This window comes from Acidovorax sp. ACV01 (genome assembly GCF_014851495.1).
GTDB classification, from domain to species: Bacteria; Pseudomonadota; Gammaproteobacteria; order Burkholderiales; family Burkholderiaceae_C; genus Acidovorax; species Acidovorax radicis.
In genome coordinates this window covers 391,459-412,991 of the sequence record NZ_JACUZT010000002.1, presented here as the reverse complement: position 1 = coordinate 412,991, position 21,533 = coordinate 391,459, and the positions used below count along the sequence as shown (strand labels likewise).

16 protein-coding genes are annotated in these 21,533 nt (G+C 65.9%); 6 read left to right on the top strand and 10 right to left on the bottom strand.

All coding sequences use genetic code 11. The features are described 5' to 3' along the window. Position 1: 1 nt before the first annotated feature. From ileS to IB243_RS06410, 3 genes are all read left to right on the top strand, one after another. The gene (ileS, locus tag IB243_RS06420) at positions 2 to 2,884 is read left to right on the top strand and encodes an isoleucine--tRNA ligase (RefSeq protein ID WP_192425831.1); all 2,883 of its coding nucleotides are present in this window, start codon (positions 2 to 4) and stop codon (positions 2,882 to 2,884) included. Next, entirely contained in the window at positions 2,884 to 3,408 is a 525-nt protein-coding gene (lspA, locus tag IB243_RS06415; RefSeq protein WP_010463444.1) for a signal peptidase II, read from the top strand. The genes ileS and lspA overlap by 1 nt, the downstream gene beginning before the upstream one ends. A 400-nt stretch (positions 3,409 to 3,808) precedes the next feature. Continuing rightward, the gene (locus tag IB243_RS06410) at positions 3,809 to 5,464 is read left to right on the top strand and encodes a Na/Pi cotransporter family protein (RefSeq protein ID WP_010463442.1); all 1,656 of its coding nucleotides are present in this window, start codon (positions 3,809 to 3,811) and stop codon (positions 5,462 to 5,464) included. 218 nt (positions 5,465 to 5,682) lie between these two features. Here IB243_RS06410 and IB243_RS06405 read toward each other — a convergent pair whose 3' ends face one another. Beyond that, positions 5,683 to 6,528 carry an NUDIX domain-containing protein gene (locus IB243_RS06405; RefSeq protein WP_192425829.1) on the bottom strand — a complete coding sequence of 282 codons (846 nt, stop codon included), beginning with the start codon at positions 6,526 to 6,528 and terminating at the stop codon, positions 5,683 to 5,685. Next, on the bottom strand, positions 6,525 to 7,508 hold the full coding sequence (locus IB243_RS06400) for a quinone oxidoreductase (RefSeq protein WP_010463435.1): 984 nt from the start codon (positions 7,506 to 7,508) through the stop codon (positions 6,525 to 6,527). The genes IB243_RS06405 and IB243_RS06400 overlap by 4 nt, the downstream gene beginning before the upstream one ends. Positions 7,509 to 7,663: 155 nt before the next feature. On the opposite strand from IB243_RS06400, the gene IB243_RS06395 reads away from it, so the two are divergent. Beyond that, complete coding sequence (locus IB243_RS06395) at positions 7,664 to 8,563, top strand: DMT family transporter (protein ID WP_192425827.1); 900 nt, start codon at positions 7,664 to 7,666, stop codon at positions 8,561 to 8,563. Between the two features lie 50 nt (positions 8,564 to 8,613). Here IB243_RS06395 and IB243_RS06390 read toward each other — a convergent pair whose 3' ends face one another. The 4 genes from IB243_RS06390 to IB243_RS06375 form a co-directional block, all read right to left on the bottom strand. Next, on the bottom strand, positions 8,614 to 9,120 hold the full coding sequence (locus IB243_RS06390) for a hypothetical protein (RefSeq protein WP_010463431.1): 507 nt from the start codon (positions 9,118 to 9,120) through the stop codon (positions 8,614 to 8,616). 103 nt (positions 9,121 to 9,223) lie between these two features. Then, a complete protein-coding gene (locus IB243_RS06385; protein WP_225584775.1) occupies positions 9,224 to 11,860 on the bottom strand; it encodes an EAL domain-containing protein in 2,637 nt (878 codons plus the stop codon). A gap of 59 nt (positions 11,861 to 11,919) precedes the next feature. Beyond that, on the bottom strand, positions 11,920 to 13,029 hold the full coding sequence (locus tag IB243_RS06380; protein WP_225584774.1) for a TRAP transporter substrate-binding protein: 1,110 nt from the start codon (positions 13,027 to 13,029) through the stop codon (positions 11,920 to 11,922). A gap of 274 nt (positions 13,030 to 13,303) precedes the next feature. Further along, positions 13,304 to 14,134 carry an SDR family oxidoreductase gene (locus tag IB243_RS06375; RefSeq protein WP_057226573.1) on the bottom strand — a complete coding sequence of 277 codons (831 nt, stop codon included), beginning with the start codon at positions 14,132 to 14,134 and terminating at the stop codon, positions 13,304 to 13,306. Positions 14,135 to 14,201: 67 nt separating this feature from the next. On the opposite strand from IB243_RS06375, the gene IB243_RS06370 reads away from it, so the two are divergent. Both IB243_RS06370 and IB243_RS06365 read left to right on the top strand, forming a co-directional pair. Continuing rightward, entirely contained in the window at positions 14,202 to 14,816 is a 615-nt protein-coding gene (locus IB243_RS06370; protein WP_010463423.1) for an SH3 domain-containing protein, read from the top strand. A gap of 10 nt (positions 14,817 to 14,826) precedes the next feature. Continuing rightward, a complete protein-coding gene (locus IB243_RS06365; protein ID WP_225584773.1) occupies positions 14,827 to 15,813 on the top strand; it encodes a M48 family metallopeptidase in 987 nt (328 codons plus the stop codon). Between the two features lie 43 nt (positions 15,814 to 15,856). On the opposite strand, the gene IB243_RS06360 is transcribed toward IB243_RS06365, so the two are convergent. The 4 genes from IB243_RS06360 to IB243_RS06345 all read right to left on the bottom strand — a co-directional run bounded on the left by IB243_RS06360 (position 15,857) and on the right by IB243_RS06345 (position 21,533). Then, complete coding sequence (locus IB243_RS06360) at positions 15,857 to 16,786, bottom strand: DMT family transporter (protein ID WP_192425825.1); 930 nt, start codon at positions 16,784 to 16,786, stop codon at positions 15,857 to 15,859. A gap of 33 nt (positions 16,787 to 16,819) precedes the next feature. Continuing rightward, on the bottom strand, positions 16,820 to 18,442 hold the full coding sequence (locus tag IB243_RS06355) for a gamma-glutamyltransferase family protein (RefSeq protein ID WP_225584772.1): 1,623 nt from the start codon (positions 18,440 to 18,442) through the stop codon (positions 16,820 to 16,822). 160 nt (positions 18,443 to 18,602) lie between these two features. Then, positions 18,603 to 19,901 (bottom strand): DUF3422 family protein, encoded by a 1,299-nt coding sequence (locus tag IB243_RS06350; protein WP_057226568.1) that lies wholly within the window; start codon positions 19,899 to 19,901, stop codon positions 18,603 to 18,605. 120 nt (positions 19,902 to 20,021) lie between these two features. Beyond that, the gene (locus IB243_RS06345) at positions 20,022 to 21,533 is read right to left on the bottom strand and encodes a tripartite tricarboxylate transporter permease (protein ID WP_010463412.1); all 1,512 of its coding nucleotides are present in this window, start codon (positions 21,531 to 21,533) and stop codon (positions 20,022 to 20,024) included.

The window sequence follows — 21,533 nt, the reverse complement described above, 5'->3', positions numbered from 1 at the left end:
CATGTCCGACGACAACGCCAGCACCCCTTCCGCAGCCCCCGCAGCCACGGATTACCGCAGCACCCTGAACCTGCCCGACACCCCCTTCCCCATGCGCGGCGACCTGCCCAAGCGCGAGCCGGGCTGGGTCAAGGAGTGGGAAGACAAGGGCCTGTACAAGCGCCTGCGCGACGCACGCTGCGGTTCGCCAAAGTTCATCCTGCACGACGGCCCGCCCTACGCCAACGGCCAGATCCACATGGGCCACGCGGTCAACAAGATCCTGAAGGACATGATCACCAAGGCGCGCCAGCTCGAAGGCTTCGACGCGCTGTACGTGCCCGGCTGGGACTGCCACGGCCTGCCGATCGAAAATGCCATCGAGAAGAAACACGGCCGCAACCTGAGCCGCGACGACATGCAGGCCAAGAGCCGTGCGTTTGCCACCGAGCAAATCGCGCAGCAGATGGTGGACTTCAAGCGCCTGGGTGTGCTGGGCGAATGGGACAACCCCTACAAGACCATGAACCCCGCCAACGAGGCGGGCGAAATCCGCGCGTTCAAACGTGTGATGGAGCGTGGTTTTGTCTACCGCGGCTTGAAGCCCGTGTACTGGTGTTTTGACTGCGGCTCTTCGCTGGCCGAGTTCGAGATCGAATACCAGGACAAGAAGAGCACCACGCTCGACGTGGCGTTCAAGGCGCACGAGCCTGCCAAGCTGGCGGCCGCGTTTGGCCTGCCCGCGCTGACCAAAGACGCCTTCGTCGTCATCTGGACCACCACCGCCTGGACCATCCCCGCCAACCAGGCGCTCAACCTGAACCCAGAGATCAGCTACGCCCTGGTGGACACCGGCGAGCGCATCCTGCTGGTGGCCGAGCCGCTGGTGGCCTCGTGCCTGGAGCGCTATGGCCTCACAGGCAGCGTGCTGGCCACCACCCTGGGCAAGAACCTCGGCGGGCTGGAATTTGAGCACCCGCTGTACGACGTGAAGAGCGAAGACGGCAGCCAAGGCTACCAGCGCCTGTCCCCCGTGTACCTGGCCGACTACGCCACGGCCGACGATGGCACCGGTATCGTGCACTCCTCGCCCGCCTACGGGCTGGAGGATTTCAACTCCTGCGTGTCCCACGGCCTGGCACTGGACGACATCCTGAACCCCGTGCAGGGCAACGGCACCTATGCGGCCGACTTCCCGCTGTTTGGTGGCCAGCACATCTGGAAGGCTGTGCCCGTGATCATCGAGGCGCTGCGCAATGCGGGCCGCCTCATGACCACCAAGGAGATCACGCACAGCTACCCGCACTGCTGGCGCCACAAGACGCCGGTGATCTACCGCGCGGCCGCGCAATGGTTCATCCGCATGGACGAGGGCGAAGGCGTGTTCACCCAGCCCGGCATGAAGCCTGCCAAGACGCTGCGCCAGATCGCGCTGGACGCCATCGAGCACACCAGCTTCTACCCCGAGAACGGCAAGACCCGCCTGCACGACATGATCGCCGGGCGGCCCGACTGGTGCATCTCGCGCCAGCGCAGTTGGGGCGTGCCCATCCCGTTCTTTTTGCACAAGGATTCGGGCGAGCTGCACCCGCGCACCATGGAGATCATGGACCAGGCGGCCGCCATTGTGGAGAAGGGCGGCATCGAGGCCTGGAGCCGCGTGACGCCCGAGGAGATCCTCGGCGCCGAGGACGCGGCCTGCTACACCAAGAGCACCGACATCCTGGAGGTGTGGTTCGACTCGGGCTCCACGTTCAGCCATGTGCTGCGCGGCACGCACCCCAACGTGCACCACGACACGGGCCCCGAGGCCGACCTGTACCTGGAAGGCCACGACCAGCACCGCGGCTGGTTCCACAGCTCGCTGCTGCTGGCCAGCGCGCTCGAAGGCCGCGCGCCCTACCGCGGCCTGCTGACCCACGGCTTCACCGTGGACAGCCAGGGCCGCAAGATGAGCAAGTCGCTGGGCAACGGCATCGATCCGCAGGAGATCAACAAGAAGCTGGGCGCCGAAATCATCCGCCTGTGGGTGGCCGCCAGCGACTATTCGGGCGACATCGCGGGTGACGAGAAGATCCTGGCGCGCGTGGTGGACGCCTACCGCCGCATCCGCAACACGCTGCGCTTCCTGCTGGCCAACGTGAGCGACTTCGACCCGGCCGCGGACGCCGTGCCGTTCGACCAGATGCTGGAGATCGACCGCTACGCCCTGACGCGTGCGGCCGAGTTCCAGGCCACAGTGCTCGCGCACTACAAAGTCTACGAGTTCCACCCCGTGGTGGCCAAGCTGCAGCTGTACTGCTCGGAAGACCTGGGCGGCTTCTACCTGGATGTGCTCAAGGACCGGCTGTACACCACCGCGCCCAAGAGCCTGGCGCGCCGCAGCGCCCAGACCGCGCTGTACCACATCACCCACGGCATGCTGCGCTGGATGGCGCCGTTCCTGTCGTTCACCGCCGAGGAAGCCTGGAAGGTGTTTGGGTCGTCGGACTCCATCTTCCTGGAAACCTACGGCTCCATCGCCGGGGCCGACGAAGGCCTGCTGGCCAAGTGGGCGCGCCTGCGCGAGATCCGCGATGCGGTGAACAAGGAGATCGAGGTGCTGCGTGCCGAGGGCCAGGTGGGCTCGTCGCTGCAGGCCAACGTGGTGCTGACGGCTGCGCCTGAGGACCATGCGCTGCTGGCCAGCCTGGGCGATGACCTCAAGTTCGTGTTCATCACCTCCGCTATCGAATTGGTAGCTGGTAGCGCTTTGCAGATCAACGTCAAGCCCAGTTCTGACACCAAATGCGAGCGCTGCTGGCACTACCGCAGCGACGTGGGGCAAGACGCCGCACACCCCACCATCTGCGGCCGCTGCACCAGCAACCTGCACGGAGACGGCGAAAGCCGGGTGCACGCCTGATGGCCCGCACATCGCAGGCCGGGCGTTCCGGCGCGAGCATGTGGCCCTGGCTGGCCTGGGCCATGGTGCTTCTGGTGGCGGACCAGATCACCAAGACCCTGATCATCAACCACTACCAGCTGGGCGACGGCACGATCATCACCAGCTTCTTCAACATCGTGCGGGCGCACAACACCGGGGCCGCATTTTCGTTTCTGCAGGACGCGGGAGGCTGGCAGCGCTGGCTGTTCACCGGCATCGGCGTGGCGGCCACCATTTTCATCGTGTGGCAGTTGCGCGCGCACCCCGGTCAAAAGCTGTTCGGCTTTGCGCTGTCGTGCATCCTGGGCGGTGCGGTGGGCAACGTGGTGGACCGGCTGATGCATGGCTATGTCGTGGATTTTCTGGATTTCCATTGGGCCTTCCTTTCCGGAATTTTCCCCAACGGCCACTTCCCAGCCTTCAATCTGGCCGACACGGCCATCAGCGTGGGTGCGGCGTGCCTGATCCTGGACGAGTTCCTGAGAGTGCGGCGCGAGCGCTGAACCCGTTGTTTTTGCCTGACCTCTCCACGGCCCGCCCTGTGCGGGCCGTTTGCGTGGTGGCCAGGGCGGCCCTAACCCCCGCTGACGGAACGGGTGGTGTCGCCAACGCACCCAGCAGCAGCATGGGCATGCGCCCGCGCTATGGAATCAGGAGTATGCTTATATGTCAGTTTTGTGACAATGCTGGGTGCGCACAGCTTTTGCGTGTACCCATGCACCCCGGAAGTCGCGCAGCCCGGCACCGCAGACCCGTCTGCCACCGCCTACGGGCACAGAATGTGAACGCCAGCCTCCACGCACCTGTTCAAAAACGGAGCGCAAGATGCACCTTGCGCCTGGCAGGGGCAAGGTGCATGCTCTTTGCGCACGTCACAAGAAGAAGAAATAACGGTTTTCCTCCATGAAGCATCTCTTGAATTTGTTGGCAGCCGTCTCGCTGCTGATCTGGGGCACCCACCTGGTGCGCACCGGCATCCTGCGTGTCTTTGGCGCCAATTTGCGCCAGTTGATCGCGCACAGCGTCAGCAACCGGTTCACGGCCGTGCTGTCGGGCATCGGGGTGACGGCGGTAGTGCAATCGAGCACGGCCACGGCGCTCATCGTGTCTTCGTTCGTGGGCCAGGGCCTGGTGGGCCTGCCCGCTGCCCTCGCGGTGATGCTGGGCGCCGATGTAGGCACCAGTGTGATGGCGGTGGTGTTCTCGATGGACCTGTCCTGGCTGTCGCCGCTGTTCATCTTCGCGGGCGTGGTGCTGTTCATCTCGCGCAAGGACACGGCCGTGGGCCGGGTGGGCCGGGTGCTGATCGGCCTGGGGCTGATGCTGCTGGCGCTGCGCCTCATCACCGAATCGACCACGGTGCTCACCCAGTCGCCCACCGTGCGCACCCTGCTGGGGGCATTGACCAGCGACCTGCTGCTGGAGATCTTCACCGGCGCCATTCTGGCCATCGTGGCCTATTCGAGCCTGGCCACGGTGCTGCTGACTGCCGCGCTGGCCGGCTCGGGGGGTATCCCGCCCGACGTGGCTCTGGGCCTGGTGCTGGGCGCCAACCTGGGCAGCGGCGTGCTGGCCGTTCTCACCACGATGAAGGCCAATGTACAGACGCGCCAGGTGCCGCTGGGCAACCTGTTCTTCAAGATCATCGGCGTTGTCATCATGACACCGCTCACTGGGCTGTGGCTGCAGCATGTACGCCCCTACGTGCCGGAAATCGCGGCGCTGGTGGTGCTGTTCCACCTGGCTTTCAATGTGGTGGTGGGCATCATCTGCATCGGCCTCACAGGCACGGTGGCCCGCACCGTGCAGCGCCTGCTGCCCGTCGAAAAAGCGCAGGCAGCGGCCGGCACCCGGCCCCAGCATCTGGACCCGTCAGCCCTGGCCACGCCCTCCCTGGCCATCTCGTGCGCTGCGCGCGAGGCCCTGCACCAGGCCGACGTGGTCGAATCGATGCTGCTGGGCCTGCACAAGGTGATCCGCACCGACGACATCAAGCTGGCCGAGGACCTGCGCAAGCTCGACGACGAGGTGGATGGCCTGTACTCGGCCATCAAGTACTACATGACCAAGATCTCGCGCGAGGCGCTGGACGAGCGCGAGGGCCGCCGCTGGGCGGACATCATCAGCTTCACGATCAACATGGAGCAGATCGGCGACATCATCGAGCGCGTGCTCATCGACATCGAGGACAAGAAGATCAAGAAGGGCCGCCAGTTCTCCGAAGCGGGCATGGAAGAGATCACCGAGCTGCACGCCCGCCTGATCGACAACCTGCGGCTGGCGATGAGCGTGTTCCTCAACGGCAGCGTGCGCGACGCGCAGAAGCTGCTGGAAGAAAAGGCCCGTTTCCGCGACCTGGAGCATGCGTATTCAGCCACCCACCTGGCGCGCCTGTCGGACAACACGGTGCAGAGCATCGAAACCAGCTCGCTGCACATCGACCTGATCAGCGAACTCAAGCGCATCAACTCGCTGCTGTGCTCGGTGGCCTACCCCATTCTGGAATCGGCCGGGGCGCTGGCGCCCAACCGGCTCAAGACGATGGTGGATCAGGCCTGAGGATCAAAGGCCGCGCTGCCCACCGCCCTGTTGGGTGATGGCCCCGCCGCGCAACGGGAAGCGGTTGCGCAGAACGAAGCGGCAGCAGCCCGTCAGCGCAACAAGGCCAGCACACTGCGGGGCAGCGAGGACGCGGTGTCACGGGTGTTGCCCGTGCTGCGCGAAACCGCCCAGGCGATATGGGACCTGATTTGAAGGCTGCGCGACCGGGATTCCGGTCACAGCCCGAGGAAGCCTGCAATCACCAGCCCGGCTTCCAGCGTGAACAGGCCCTGCGCCACCTGCTCGCGCACCGTGCCCAGGGGCAGCAGGTCAAACCGCTCCACTTCGCCGTCCTGGTTCTCGGGCGCCATGCCCTCGGGCACCTGGGCGCGAAACCAGTCGATGCGCTCGCACATGTAGCCCGCGCCATCCCCTTCCCGGCTGGGGCGGCTGAAGTCCACATGGCCACCGTGCTGCAGGCCGACCAGCGTTTCCACGTGCAGCCCCGCCTCCTCCCAGGTCTCGCGGGCCAGCGCCTGGGGCAATGAATCGGCGGCAGAGACCATACCGCCCATCAGCGTGTCCCACAGGCCGGGGTTGTTGGGCTTGGTCATGGAGCGCTTTTGCACCCACATGCGGCCGTCCGGCGCCAGGCCCACCAGATGGACAGCGCGGGTGGTGATGCCCAGCACACGCACCGCACCACGCTCCACCGTGCCCACCACCTCGCCCGCCGGGTTGCACACCGCCAGTTGCTCATCGCGCCAGGGGCCACACAGGCCCTCGTCGCGCAAGGCAGCGGCCAGGGTATTGAGGGCATCGGTGATGGCGTCCGCTGAAGCTCCAAACGGCACCTCCAGGTGCCAGGCTGCAGCGCCAGAATGCTCATTATTTGATAGCTTATAGCGCTTATCCAATAAGCGCTTGCGGCCAATTTTATTCAAAAAACCCTCTGCCACCGAACCCACTACCTGCCCCGCCACCACCAGCGCCTGGCGCGGCTGGACGGGGGGCTGCTGCGCAGCCTGGCGCGCACTGACCAACCAGTCGCCAAAGGACCGGGGCTGGACGGCGGCGTTCACAGCGTGAGGATGGTGCAGCCAGTGGTCTTGCGTGCTTCCAGCGCGCGGTGCGCCTGCTGCACATCGGCCAAGGCAAACCGCTGCTCGATGTGGATCTTGACCTGCCCGCTGGCCACCACGGCAAACAGCTCATCGGCCATGGCCTGCGTGCTTTCACGCGTGGCGATGTGGGTGAACAGCGTCTGGCGCGTGACGTAGATCGAACCCTTGGCACCCAGCGAGCCCGGCGCAAACGGCGCCACGGGGCCCGAGGCATTGCCGAAGCTGGCCATGAGGCCAAAGGGGCGCAGGCAGTCGAGCGACTTGTCCCAGGTGTCCTTGCCCACGGAGTCATAGACCACCTTCACGCCCTTGCCGCCGGTGATCTCTTTAACGCGCGCCGCAAAGTCCTCAGTGTTGTAGTTGATGGCATGTGCCGCGCCGTTGGCCAGGGCCAGCTGGCACTTGGCATCGGTGCCTGCCGTGCCGATGAGCTGCAGGCCCAGCGCCTTGGCCCACTGGCTGGCGATCAGGCCCACACCACCCGCAGCGGCATGGAACAGCACGTGGTCGCCGCTCTGCAGGCCTTCCACGGGCAGGGTCTTCTTGAGCAGGTACTGTGCCGTCAAGCCCTTGAGCATCATGGCCGCGCCGGTCTCGAAGCTGATGGCGTCGGGCAGCTTGCACACACATTTGGCGGGCATCACGCGCACTTCAGAGTAGGCGCCGGGCGGGTTGCTGGCATAGGCGGCGCGGTCGCCCACCTGCAGGTGCGTGACGCCCTCGCCCACCGCTTCGACCACGCCTGCGCCTTCCATGCCGATGGTGGCGGGCATGCCCAAGGGGTACAGGCCCGTGCGGTGGTAGACGTCGATGAAATTGAGGCCGATGGCATGGTGGCGGATGCGGATCTCGCCGGGGCCGGGTTCGCCCACGGCGACGTCAACAATATGGAGTTCTTCGGGACCACCGTGCTGGCGGATCTGGACGGCAAGGCTCATGGCTAACAACTCCTGTAACGGGTGAGAGAAACAAACGGCGGCCATCCTGCCACGAATCGAGTGAACGTGCCGCAGGCCGACACGGGGTCGATTGGCACTAGGGCCTTGTCGCCTCCGGCAGCATGGCGTCGCGGGCGCCGTTACAGTGCAGCCCCATGACTCAAAAACTCACACCCGGCACGGCCGTGCTGCTGGTGATACCGCCCTTGCTGTGGGCGGGCAATGCCGTCGTGGGACGGCTGGTGCACGACCTGATTTCCCCCGCCTCCCTCAACTTCATCCGCTGGGTGCTGGCCTTTGCCATCCTGCTGCCGCTGGCCCATGGTGTGCTGCGCAAGGGCAGCCCGCTGTGGCCGCACTGGCGCCGCTACGCGCTGCTGGGGCTGCTGGGCATTGGTCTGTACAACGCGCTGCAGTACATGGCGCTGCAGACTTCCACGCCCATCAACGCGACGCTGGTGGGCTCCAGCATGCCGGTGTGGATGCTGGCCGTCGGGGCACTGTTCTTCGGCGCGGCCGTCACGCGGCGCCAGTTGCTGGGTGCGTTGCTGTCGATGTGTGGCGTGCTGCTGGTGCTGAGCCGGGGCGAGTGGTCGCAACTGCTGGCCTTTCGGCTCGTCCCGGGCGATTTTTTCATGCTGCTGGCCACCATCTCGTGGGCGTTCTACAGCTGGCTGCTGTCGCGCACCAGCGAGCCTGCCCGCATCCGGGGCGACTGGGCGGCGTTTCTGATGGCGCAGATGGTGTTTGGCCTGGCCTGGTCGGGCAGCTTTGCGGGCGTGGAATGGGCCGTGGGCCGCACCCACTTCGACGGGGGCTGGCCGCTGATCGCCGCGCTCGTGTTCATCGCCGTGGGCCCGGCCGTGCTGGCCTACCGCTGCTGGGGCGTGGGTGTGGAGCGTGCGGGGCCTGCAGTGGCGGGCTTCTTCGTGAACCTCACCCCGCTGTTCGCAGGCATTCTGTCGGCCGCTTACCTGGGGGAAACGCCCCAGATTTTCCACGGCGTGGCGTTTGCGCTGATCGTGGGCGGGATCGTGGTGTCGTCGCGCAGGTAAGGCGCAGTCCCTGCGGGGAAGGGTGCAGCCAGTGCCGTCCGAACCGACACCTAGTCCTGCGTGCGCAGCGTACCGGCAGAGCTGCTGAAGCCCGCCTCCTGCTGCGCATAGTCCGCCACTGTGGCGTTGTAGTTCACGCCCACCATGTGCCCGCCCAGGTCGGTCAGGTACATCAGGTTGCGGATCTCGGTGTCCACGGCCGGGGCCGTGCTGTCGATGCGCACCCAGGGCCGCTGCGCAATCTGCACCAGCGATGAATCCCGAAGCACCATGCCCGGAGTGAGCCTGGGGAGTGTGGTTTCCATCGCCGATTTGAACTCGGGCAATTGTTCGCTGGTCAGGGGCTTTTGCGCCATGCGCGACCAGGTCACCGCCACGGTGCTGCTGCGGCGGGCGTTCCCCCACGCGGCCAGGGGTCTGCGGCCGTAGCGTCCAAACTTGATGTGCAATTCGTCCTCGCTGAGGGCGGTGTAGCCCGCAGGCGTCTCGAAATGCAGGGTGCCGCTCGGCGTCTTGATGGCCACCGGCTCCGCGCTGGCTGCGGCACAGGCGAGCACACACGCCGCGCCGCAACTCCAGATCCTGCGCGGCCATCGCATCCACCGTGCCATAAGCATTCCTCCTGTTTGCATGCAGCGTGAACCGGAATGCGGCCGGGCGTCAGCGCTGGGGCGAGCCCCCGGTTGCAGACGAATCCACGGGAGCCTCGTCGGCAACGCGGCGCAGCAGCGCTTCCAGATCGGCCACCGGACCAGGCATTCCCAGCAAATAACCCTGGAAAAGCTGGCATCCGTAGTCCGCCAGCAAGGCCTTTTGCTCCGAGGTTTCCACCCCCTCGGCAATCACATCCAGCTCCAGGTTGCGGGCCATGCCGATGATGGTCTGCACGATCACGTCATCGGTGTGCCGCACGCCCAGGTTGCGCACGAAGGACTGGTCGATCTTGAGCTGATCGAGCGGCAACCTCGTGAGGTAGGCCAGCGACGAATAGCCCGTGCCGAAGTCGTCCACTGAAAAGCGCACGCCCTTGGTCTTGAGGAGGCCCATCTTGGCAATGGTGTCGTCCACGTTGTCCAGCACCAGCGACTCGGTCAGCTCCAGCTTGAGCAGGTGGGGCCGCGCCCCGGTTTCGCGCAGCACCTCGACGATGCGGGCCACGAAGTCGCGCTGGCGGAACTGCCGGGCGCTCACGTTGACCGACAGCTGCACATGCCGGTAGCGGGCATCGTTCTCCCACGCTGCCAGCTGCTCGCACGCGGTGCGCAGCACCCAGTGGCCCATGGGCACGATGAGCTCGCTCTCCTCCGCCACGCCGATGAAGGCGCCCGGCGCGACGAGGCCGCGCTCGGGGTGGATCCAGCGGATCAACGCCTCGGCGCCCACAATGCGCCCGTCCTGGTGGAACTGGGGCTGGTAGTGCAGCACAAACTGCCGCGCGGTCAGGGCGGCCTGCAGGTCCCCCTCCAGCTGTGCACGCACGCTGATGGCGATCTGCATCTGCGGGTCAAAAAAACACAGCGCATTGCGCCCCTGCGACTTGACCTGGTACATGGCGATGTCGGCCTGCTTGAGCAGATCGACCGAGGGCTGCAGCGCACCCCCCATCAGCGTGGCGCCAATGCTGGGCGTGCTGTGGTGGATGTGTGCACCCAGTGTGTACGGCATGTTCAGCGTGCGCAGGATCTTCTCGCCCACGCGGCGCGCGTTGGCGGCCGCTTCTTCACTGTGCAACGACAGCTCGTGCAGCATGACGACGAACTCATCGCCCCCCAGGCGCGCCACGGTGTCTTCGCGGCGCACGCAGGTCTTCAGGCGCTCGGCCACCTGGCGCAGCAGCATGTCGCCCACTTCGTGGCCCAGGGTGTCGTTCAATGTCTTGAAATGGTCGAGATCCAGAAACAGCAAGGCCCCGTACTGCCCGCTGCGCACGCTGGCGGCAATGACCTGCTGCATGCGGTCCATCAGCAGCCGGCGGTTGGGCAGGTTGGTCAGCGGGTCGTAGAAGGCCAGGCTTTCGATCTCGGCACTGGCCCGGCGCAGGGCCGTCACGTCGTGGTAGGTGATGACCAGCCCGCCCTCGGGCGTGGGCCGTTCGGTGATCTGGATCGTGCGGCCGTTGGGCAGCACCTGTTCGTGGGGCTCCAGGTGCTGGCTTTGCTTGAGCAGCCGCATCTCCACCCAGCGCATGCGTTCTTCCTCGCTGGCGCGCGGGAGGTGGTGCCGGGAGGTCTCCTCCATCACACGCCGAAACGGCACCATCGGCGCCATCACGGTGCGCAACCAAGGGAAAATTTCCTCGAACCGGCTGTTCCACTGCACCACGCATTGCTCGCCGTCGAGCAGCACAAAACCGCTCACCATGGATTCCAGCGCCTGGTCCAGCGTGGCCTTGGATTGCGCAATGGCCAGGCGCGCCTGGGACATGCGGTGCAGGTAGCGCAGCGCCAGGTTGCCCGCCGCCACGATCATGGCCACAAACAACAGCCCCGTGAGGGCGATGGCGTCGCGCTGATCGCGCCAGCCCGCCAGCGCATCGCGCAACGGAATGCTCCCAGAAATTCGCAGGTCCTGGTACAGGATGGGCCGGTAGACCACCAGCGCGGGTTCGCCGCTCAAGCGGGCCGGGGCCTTCCACTCCTGCCCCATGGCAGCCACTTCATGCAGTGGCGGGGACAACATCGGCGTGATGGCCTCTTCGCGGTTGGGCGCGCTCAGCAGCAGCAGTCCTCCCGCGCGTTCCAGCGTCACCTGCAGGCCTGTGATGTCCACCCCCTGGACGAGCACCGAGCTGAGGGCTCCCACCGGCAGTTCGGCAATGGCGACCACACGGGCGCTGTCGGCCATGCGCAGGTGGCGGGCGAAGTACAGCACGCGCTCTGCGGTGGCAAAGCTCACCACCGGCGGGCTGATCATCAGCGTGGACACAGGCTGCTCCAGCACCGCCGACAAAAACCCCGGGGGCAGCTGCAGCGACAGCGCGCTGCCAGCGGCATCGGAGGAGGCAATGGTCTTGCCCTTCGCATCCAGCAGCGCCACGTAGCGCACCATCAGGTTCTGCCGGGCCGAGCTGCGCAACCGCTGGCTGGCCACGTCGGGGTCGATCCAGTCGCTCATGGAGCCCGACAGGCCGAGCAGTTCATCCATGCTGGCCAGCAGCACGTCCACCGACAGCAAGGATCGGTTGAGCGCCGCCTCGGCGCCCGCCACAAAACGGGTGGCCTGGGCTTCGTAGTCGTCCAGCGCCACCTTGCGGGCGTTCCACACCAGCGCGGCGGACACCATCACCACCGCTGCCATGAACACCGCCGCTCCGGCCCATACAAAGGCCCTGATGCGCCGCGGGGTCGTGGTCTCCCTCATTTCGCAGGGGCCGCCACCAGGCCGCGAACGGGGCCGATCGTCTGGTTCCACACCTGGGCACAACGGGCCCCGCAGCGTTGCACCCAGCGTGGCAGCACGGTGGAGGCCAGGATCTCCTGGCGGCTGCGCTCGTCCTGGGCCGACACCGGCACCACCACCATGCTGCCCTTGCGGCCACCCACACAGGCCGGGACGCCACGGTTGCAAGCCATGCCATCGGAGGTCTCGCGCTCGGACTCCTCCCAGATGGCGGCCTCCAGCCGGGGCAGCTCGCGCCGCAGCAGCGCCCGCAGATCGGGCGGTAGCGCTTCCCAGGCGGCTTGGTTGGCGCCAAACACCGCCAGCCCCCATGTCACGGGAAGTGCGTGCACATGCGAAGTCATCGTCGGCAGGCCCAGCGTGTTGCCCGACATGGTACCGGTGATGGCGCATTCGGTATTGCCCGCCGTGAGGCTGGGCACGATCTGTGCGAAACCCGTCAGCACGGGGATGCCGCCAAGCGCCCCGACAAAATCGGCCTGGGTGGAAGACGACACCCGGGTGCGGCGCCCGGCCAGGTCAGCCAGCCCGCGCAAGGGCTTCTTGCAAAACACCACCTGCGCCGGATACACATACACGGCCAGGGCCTCCACACCGTGCTGGTCGCGCAGGCTCTTCTCCAGATAAGGGCGAAACGCCGCCAGCGTGGACTTGAGCGTGGCGATGTCGGGGTTGAGCCCTGCCAGATCGGGCGCCGTGTACTCGGGGTATTGGGCCGTGAATGAACTCATGAGCGTCGTGCCAAAAGGCACCACGCCCAGCTGCAGCAGGCGCAGCATTTCAGTGCCGGGCACACCGGCGCGGTCAAAGGGGACAATTTCAGCGTCGAACCGGCCGCCGCTCATGCGCGACAGCTCCTTGCTCCAGAACGGCTCTTCCTGGCGGATGTACTGGTTGATGCTGGCCAGGCCACCCACGATGCGCAGCTTGTAAGGCACCGGGGCCACCGCTGGAGTTGCTGCTGTTTGCGCCACCGCCTGTGGCAGGCAGCCCAGGAAGGCCAACGCAGCGCAAAGCGGCGCAACACGGTGGCGAAGGCGGGAAATCACAGCGGGTGTCTGCAGCATGGCAAGTTCTGGCGCTCTAACCCGGGAACCGCAGATGGCCCCCACAGCGCACCATCGGCACCCGGAATATGGCCAGACACCCAGCGGCACTCGTGGAGTTCACAAGGATCTGGAAGGCCGCCCGGGGGATGGATGCACAGTGTCATGTTCCGGTACTTTCGGGTTGGAGTGCTGGGGCACCATTCTTTACCAAGTTTTCCCCCTCGGCGGCGAAAGCTGTCGGCAAAACGCCACGCGGCGTGGCAACGCGCGTGGCTGGCAAGCCCAGCCCGAGTCAGAAGGTGCCAGGATACGCGCCGCCGTCCGCCAGCACGTTCTGCCCGGTCATGTAGCCCGCTTGCTGGCTGCACAAAAAGGCGCAGATGGCACCGAACTCCTGTGCCGTGCCATACCGCCCGGCCGGGATCTGCGCCTGCTGGGCGGTGCGCACATCGTCCACGCTCTTGCCCGCCTTGCCTGCGGCGGCAGTCACGGTGGCGGCCAGCCGGTCGGTGTCGAACTTACCGGGCAGCAGGTTGTTGATGGTGACGCCCCGCGCGGCGATCTTGCTGCGCGATACCCCCGCCACAAAGCCCGTGAGCCCGCTGCGCGCGCCATTGGACAGGCCCAGGATATCGATGGGCGCCTTCACTGCGCTGGAGGTAATGTTGACGATGCGGCCAAAGCCCCGAGCAGCCATGCCGTCCACCGTGGCCTTGATCAGTTCAATGGGGGTGAGCATGTTGGCATCCACGGCCTTGATCCATGCGTCGCGGTCCCAGTCGCGGAAGTCGCCCGTGGGCGGGCCGCCGGCATTCGTCACCACAATGTCGAAGTCGCGGCCCGGACCACCGGCCACGGTGAACACGGCAGCGCGCCCCTCGGCCGTGGTGATGTCGGCGGCAACCGCCAGCACCTTTGGTTTTGAGCCATTCAGGCCACCAGCGCTTGATGGTATTGAATTTTCAGCTATTAATTTAATAGCTGCCTGATCGAGCGCCTCTGCATTGCGGGCGTTGATCACCACGTTGACGCCCTCGCGCACCAAGGCCAGCGCACAGCCGTAGCCCAATCCCTTGCTCGCGCCGCACACGAGCGCCCATTTGCCTGCGATACCCAAATCCATAACAATCTCCGGTTCTGGTGCTGCGACCCGCAGCATTCACAAATCATCATAAGTGGAGAGCTGCAACATGAACTGGCTGCACCGCGGAGCCCTGGCCACCTGGCTGGCATTGGCCGCATTAGCACCCCTGGCGGGTGGCGCACACGCGCAGGAGGCTGCCGTGGTCAAGCGCGCCACCCAGTTGCGCGACGCTCCCGCCGACAGCGGCGCCAGCGTGGCCCCACTGGAGGCCAATACGGTGGTCACACGCAGCAACGAGCGCAAGGGCCCCTGGACCAAGGTGAGCACACAGCAAGGCGCCACCGGCTGGGTCCACATGTTTGACCTGGGCCCACAATCGGGCTCGGCCACGCCCACCAACAATGCCACCACCAGCGGCCTGCGGGGCCTGGGCGGACTGTTTGGCGGCAACAGCGGCACCACCACCACCGCCACCTCCACGGTGGGTATTCGTGGCCTGGGTGCCGAAGACATCGCCAACGCACAGCCCAACCCCGCCGCCGTCGGCCGGGCAGAGGGCCTGCGGGTCAATGCTGACCAGGCACGCCAGTTCGCCAGCTCGGCGTCGCTGAACGCCCGCGATGTACCCGCACTGGCCCAGCCGTCCCTGCCGACCTCCAGCGGCAGCAAGTCGGGCAGCGGCTCCGGCAATCCGTCCGACCCCAACTACAGCCCCAATTGAGGAGATGCACATGACCCGAACTCCCCCATGGAAGCGCTGTGCCCGAACAGCCGCCCTGTGCGCGGCACTGGCAGCAGCCCCGCTGGCCGCCTACAGCCAGAACGTGATGAACCTGCTGAACTCGCTGGGCGGCGGCATCGGCTCTGCCGTCACAGGCGGCAAACCCGCTTCGGCAGGACAGGGTGACGATCTGATCAGCCTGCTGACCCAGTCGATGGAGAACATCGACGAAACCAAGGAAATCGAGATCGGCCGCCAGTTGGCCGCCCTGCTGCTGGGGGCCAAGCCCGCCCACCCGGACATGGCGCTGCAGCGCTACGTGAACCGCCTGGGCCGCTGGGTCAGCCTGCAGTCATCGCGCCCCGGCCTGCCCTGGACCTTCGTGGTGCTCGATGACAGCGGCTACAACGCCTTCGCAGCGCCGGGCGGCTATGTCTTCGTGACCAAGGGGCTCATCGACCGCTGCGCCGACGAGTCCGAGCTGGCGGGCATTCTGGCGCACGAGATCACGCACGTGACCTCCAAACACCACCTGCAGGCCATCCGGCAAAGCGCCATGGCAGGGGTCGGCACGCAGCTGCTGGCCTCGCAGATCCGCACCAGCAACGTGGCCGGCCAGCTCGTCAAGGACCAGCTGCTGTCGCTGTTCCGCACGGTCTACACCAAGGGGCTGAGCCAGTCCGACGAATTCGAGGCGGACCGCACCGGTGTGTCGCTGGCAGCCAAGGCGGGTTTTGACCCCTACGGCCTTGTCTCGGTGCTGCAGCAACTGCGCACCGTGACACCGGACAACCCGATGTTCACGCTGACGATGTCCACACACCCCGCCGCACAGGCCCGCCTGGACTACCTGGAGCAATCCATGGGCCGCCAGCTCGACGGGCTGGGCGGATCGCGCGCATCGATTGCGCAGCGCCTGGGTGGTGGCAACGCACCTGCCAATGCTCCTGCACCGGCACCCTCTGCCCGGCCTGCGGCGGCGAAGAAGGCGGGATAAGGCACCCCAAAGGAGAGCGGCGCACCCGCTCTGCGCAGCCAGGTCAGGGCGCTTGGCGGCGGGCCAGCTGGGTGAACACAAAGATCCCCGTGATCACCAGTGCCGTGCCCGCAGCCACCCACACCGTGAACGGCTCGCCCAGAATCCAGACCCCCATGAGGATGGTGGACAGCGGCCCCACCATGCCGGTCTGCGCGGTCATGCCAGCGCCCACGCGCTCGATCGCCATCATCACCATGAGCACGGGTGCGGCCGTGCACAGCGTGGCGTTGAGGATGGACAGCCAGATCACCTCGGGCGCCACCACGGCAGCACTGAAGGGCCGCAGCACCACAAACTGCAACAGGCAGAGCAGACACGCCACGGTGGTGGCCAAGCCCACAAGCCGCAGCGAACCCAGGCGCCGCACCAGTTCTCCGCTGTAGACCAGGTAGATGGCGTAGCTCACCGCACTCAGGAACACCAGCAGGGTGCCCCAGGCTGCGTTGGCGCCCTGCAGGTTGGCCTCATGGCCGAACACTAGCACCACGCCGCAGTAGCTGATCAGCATGCCCACCGCCTGCCCCCAGTGGATGCCACGCCGGTACAGCACCCAGCCCAGCATCACCACCAGCGTGGGGTTGAGATACAGGATCAGGCGCTCCAGGCTGGCACTGATGTACGCCAACCCGGCAAAGTCCAGAAAACTCGCCAGGTAGTAGCCCGTGAACCCCAGGCCCAGCACGCCCAGCCAGTCCTTGAGGGTCAGTGGGGGCTTGCCCCGGCTGGCCCACCAGGCCATCACGGCAAAGATGGGCAGCGCAAACAGCATGCGGTACATGATGAGCGTAACCGCATCAACACCATGGCGGTACGCCAGCTTGACGATGATGGCCTTGCCGCTGAAGGCGATGGAGCCCAGCAGGGCCAGGGCGAGACCGGTTGCTACTCTTTTTGTAGCTGCTTGCGCTTGTTCAGATTGCGATGGAGCCACTTTTTCTTCAAATCCTGATTTGGCGGCAGCCGGTCAATACCCCGCCACCTGGCCGTCGCGGCGCGGATCGCTGGCGGCCACATAGCCCTGCACCTTGGGGTCGCCCATGCGCCAGATGAACTGGCCGGCGCCGAAGTCCTGGTAGGAGTCCTGGATCACCTCCATGCGGTGCCCCAGGCCCAGCAGGCCCTGCACCGTGGCCGCAGGCATGGCAGCTTCGACATTGATCGACAGCCCTTCATTGAAGCGCCAGCGCGGTGCGTCGCACGCCGCCTGTGGGTTCTGGCCGTAGTCCAGCATGCGCACCAGGGTCTGCATGTGGCCCTGCGGCTGCATGTTGGCGCCCATCACGCCGTAGCTCATCACCGGCTGGCCGTTTTGTGTGAGGAAGGCAGGGATGATGGTGTGAAACGGCCGCTTGCCTGGGGCTACCAGATTGGCACGGTTGGCCCCCTGGGGATCAGTGCTGAACGCCTGACCCCGGTTCTGCAGGCTGATGCCAAAGGTGGGCTCCACACACCCCGAGCCGAAGCCCATGTAGTTGCTCTGGATGAAGCTCACCATCATGCCGTTTTCGTCGGCCGCCGTTAGATAGATCGTGCCGCCCTTGACCGGATTGCCTGCCCCAAAATCCTGCGCCTGGTTCATGTCGATGAGTTTGGCACGGGACGCCAGGTACGCGTCATCGAGCATTTGCGCGGGTGTCACCTCCATGGACGATGGCTCGGCCACATAGCGGTACACATCGGCAAACGCGAGTTTCATGGCCTCGATCTGCAGATGCTGGGACGCTGCGCCATCCACCGCCAGCGCGGCCAGATCGAACTGGTCCAGGATGCCCAGCGCAATCAACGCCGCGATGCCCTGGCCGTTGGGCGGGATCTCGTGCAGGGTATAGCCCCGGTAGTTGCGGGCAATGGGGGTGACCCACTCAGGGCGATGCGCTGCCAGATCCGCCAGCGTCAGGCTGCCGCCCTGGGCCTTGGAGAAGGCCACCAGTGCCTGGGCAATTTCGCCCGTGTAGAACGCCTGCCCTTGTGTAGCACCGATGGCGCGCAGTGCACGGGCTGCGGCTGCTAACTGGAACAGCTCGCCCACCTGCGGCGCACGCCCACGCGGCATGAAGCTCTGCGCAAACCCCGGCTGCGACTGCAGCTCCGGCACTGCAGCCGCCCATTTCTGCTGCACCACCACCGGCACCAGATAGCCACGCTCGGCAATCTCGGCGGCGGGCTCCATCAGATCGGCAAAAGGCAGCTTGCCAAAGCGCTCGGACAGGGCGACCCAGGCACTGACAGCCCCCGGCACCGTGACGGCATCCATGCCGCGTTTGGGGGGTGTGACTTGACCCTTGCCGTAACGGCTGTGAAAGTATTCCGGTGTCCACGCAGCTGGCGCACGGCCGGAGGCATTGAGCCCCTGCAAGGCCTGCCCGTCCCACAGGATGCAGAACGCATCGCTGCCCAGCCCGTTGCTCACGGGCTCGCAGATCGTCATGGCCGCAGCGGCGGCTACGGCGGCATCGACGGCATTGCCGCCCTGCTGCAGCATGCGCAAGCCCGCCTGGGCCGCCAGCGGATGGGAGGTGGAAACGACATTGCGCGCAAACACCGGCAGGCGGGTGCTGGCATAGGAGGGGGTGTAGCTGAAGTGCATCGGGCCATTATGGGCCGCGCCCCATGTGCGTGCAGGAGGCACACGGCATGGGCATGCACGCCCGTCGGGCTTGGACCCAGCCCATGCCAACCCCCCCTGGCGCGATGCCCTGCGAGGTGGTGGAAAGGGTCTTTAGCGGCCCTTTTTGTGGCCTTCTCTTCTAGCCGTGCTTCCGGAAGACCCGGTGGTGCAATCGCCTCAGCGACCACCACACGGCCACCGCCACCACCGGAATCGCGATGGCCGCAGTGGTCTCGGGCGATAGGGGCCAACCGAGCTTCTGCGCGCCTTTTGCCAGGTAGCTCACCAGGCCCACGATGTAGTACGTGATGGCCGCGACCGACAGCCCTTCCACCGTGGACTGCATCTGCAGCTGCAAATCCTGCCGGTGGTTCATGGTGGTCAGCAGTGCCTGACTGCTTTGCTGCTGCTCAATCTCGACCCGGGTGCGCAGCAGGTTGCTCATGCGCGAGACACGTTGCGAGAGCGCATCCTGGCGCCGCGCCGCCCATTCGCAGGTGCTGCGTGCGGGCGTGAGGCGCCGATCCATGAACTCCCGGATTGTCTGCATGCCGGCCAGGCGCGACTCGGCAATGTCCTGGATGCGGCGGTCCAGCAGCTCGAAGTAGGCACTGCTGGCCGAGAAGCGCGAATGTGTGGCCGCATACTGGCTCTCCACCTGCCCGGCCAGGCGGGTCAGGCGGTCCAGCAGTGCAGGCTCGGCATCGCGGTTGGCGGTGCGGATGGCGTCAGCCAGCTCTGCCAGTTCGCGTTCGGCAAAGGCCAGCACACTGGCCGCCTCGCGCGCGGCGGGCAAACCCAGCAGGGCTGCCATGCGGTAGGTCTCGATTTCGAGCAGACGCTGCACCAAGCGACCCAGGCGGCGCTGCGTCATGCCGCCCGCCAGCAGCACCATGCGCGAGAACCCATCGGCGTGGATCGCAAAGTCGGTGTAGACCTCGCCATGCCCATCGGCCACCGTGGAGGCCACCAGTGTGTCCTCATGCAGCACATGCTTGACCAGCGAACCCGAGCCAAAGGTGTGCGTGGGCAGCACCCAGAGGTTCAGGCTGCACAGGCAATGTCCGGGCAACGCCGCCAGCCACTCGCGGGGCACGGCGTCTGCGGCGCTGGCAGGCTCCCGCTCGCCAAAGGCGTCCGCCGCCATGGGCACCATGAAGGTCCAGGAAACAAACTCGGTATGCAGCTCCCAGCGCATGCGGTAGGCCCCCAGGTCCATGCGCAGGTGGGTGGTGCTCGCATCGGGCAACGCCAGGTGGTGATCACGCAAAAGGGCCGCCACATGGGCCCGGCTCGCTTCACGCCCTGCGGCATCGGCCAGCATCACGATGTGTGCAATGGCCAGGGGGGCCGTCATGGCCTCGGGCGGACGGGCGTGGATTTCGTTGTGCAACATCGCCCGGTGGGGATGCTGCGGCAAATGGAATGGAGTGGACATGCGGGCCTCTTGCCCGCCATTGTGTACTGGCACCCAAGGTGTTCCGCCGATCAGGATCTCCAAAAAACAACGGCACCCGAAGGTGCCGCTGTTCTGGAGTCGGATGAAAAAGAGGCGCCGTCAGTCTTCGACGAACGCTTCCTCGCGCTTGCTCTTCACCGAAGGCAGCAGCACGATGACGAGCAGCAGTGCAGCGGCAGCCAGCAGGCCCGCCGACAGCGGACGCGTCACAAACACGCTCCAGTCACCACGCGACAGCAGCAGCGCGCGGCGCAGGTTCTCTTCCATCATCGGGCCCAGGATGAAACCGAGCAGCAAAGGTGCAGGTTCCGTACCCAGCTTGTAGAAGATGTAGCCGATCAGGCCGAACGCACCCACCATCCAGATGTCGAACGTATTGTTGTTGGTGGAATACACACCCACCGCACAAAAGAGCACGATGGAAGGGTACAGCCAGCGGTAAGGCACGGTGAGCAGCTTGATCCAGATGCCGATCAACGGCAGGTTCAGGATGATCAGCATGGCGTTGCCGATCCACATCGAGGCGATCAGGCCCCAGAACAGCTCGGGGTTGCTCGTCATCACCTGGGGGCCAGGCTGGATGTTGTGGATGGTCATCGCACCCACCATCAGCGCCATCACGGCGTTGGGGGGAATGCCCAGCGTCAGCAGCGGGATGAAGGACGTCTGCGAACCGGCATTGTTGGCCGACTCGGGAGCCGCCACACCACGGATGTTGCCTTGGCCGAAGGGCACTTCGCCGGGCTTGAGCTTGGTCTTCTTCTCGACCGTGTAGGCCGCAAACGCTGCCAGCAGCGCGCCGCCACCGGGCAGGATGCCCAGCGCCGCACCCAGTGCCGTGCCACGCAGCACCGCCGGGATCATGCGCTTGAAGTCTTCCTTGGTCGGGAACAGGCCCTCCACCTTGGCAGTGAACACTTCGCGCTCATCATCGGGACGCGAGAGGTTGGCAATGATTTCGCCGTAACCGAACACGCCCATGGCGATGGTCACAAAGCCGATACCGTCGGTCAGTTCAGGGATGTCGAAGCTGAAGCGGGCCACACCCGAATTCACGTCGGTCCCCACCAGGCCCATCAGCAGCCCCAGCACGATCATGGCCACGGCCTTGAGCAGCGAACCCGAGGCCAGCACCACGGCACCGATCAGGCCCAGCACCATCAGCGAGAAGTATTCGGCAGGGCCGAACTTGAAGGCCACTTCGGTCAGCGGAGGCGCGAAGGCCGCCAGGATCAGCGTACCCACACAACCGGCGAAGAACGAACCGAGGCCCGCCGCCGCCAGCGCCGGCCCCGCTCGGCCTTTTCGCGCCATCTGGTAGCCGTCGATCACGGTCACCACCGAGGACGATTCGCCCGGCAGGTTGACCAGAATGGCGGTGGTGGAGCCGCCGTATTGCGCGCCGTAATAGATGCCGGCCAGCATGATCAGCGCAGCCACGGGAGGCAGCGCGTAGGTGGCAGGCAGCAGCATGGCGATGGTCGCCACGGGGCCAATGCCAGGAAGCACGCCAATCAGCGTCCCCAGCAGGCAGCCGACAAAACAGTAAATCAGGTTCTGGAAGGTGAACGCGACACCAAAACCCAGCGATAGGTTGTTAATAAGATCCAT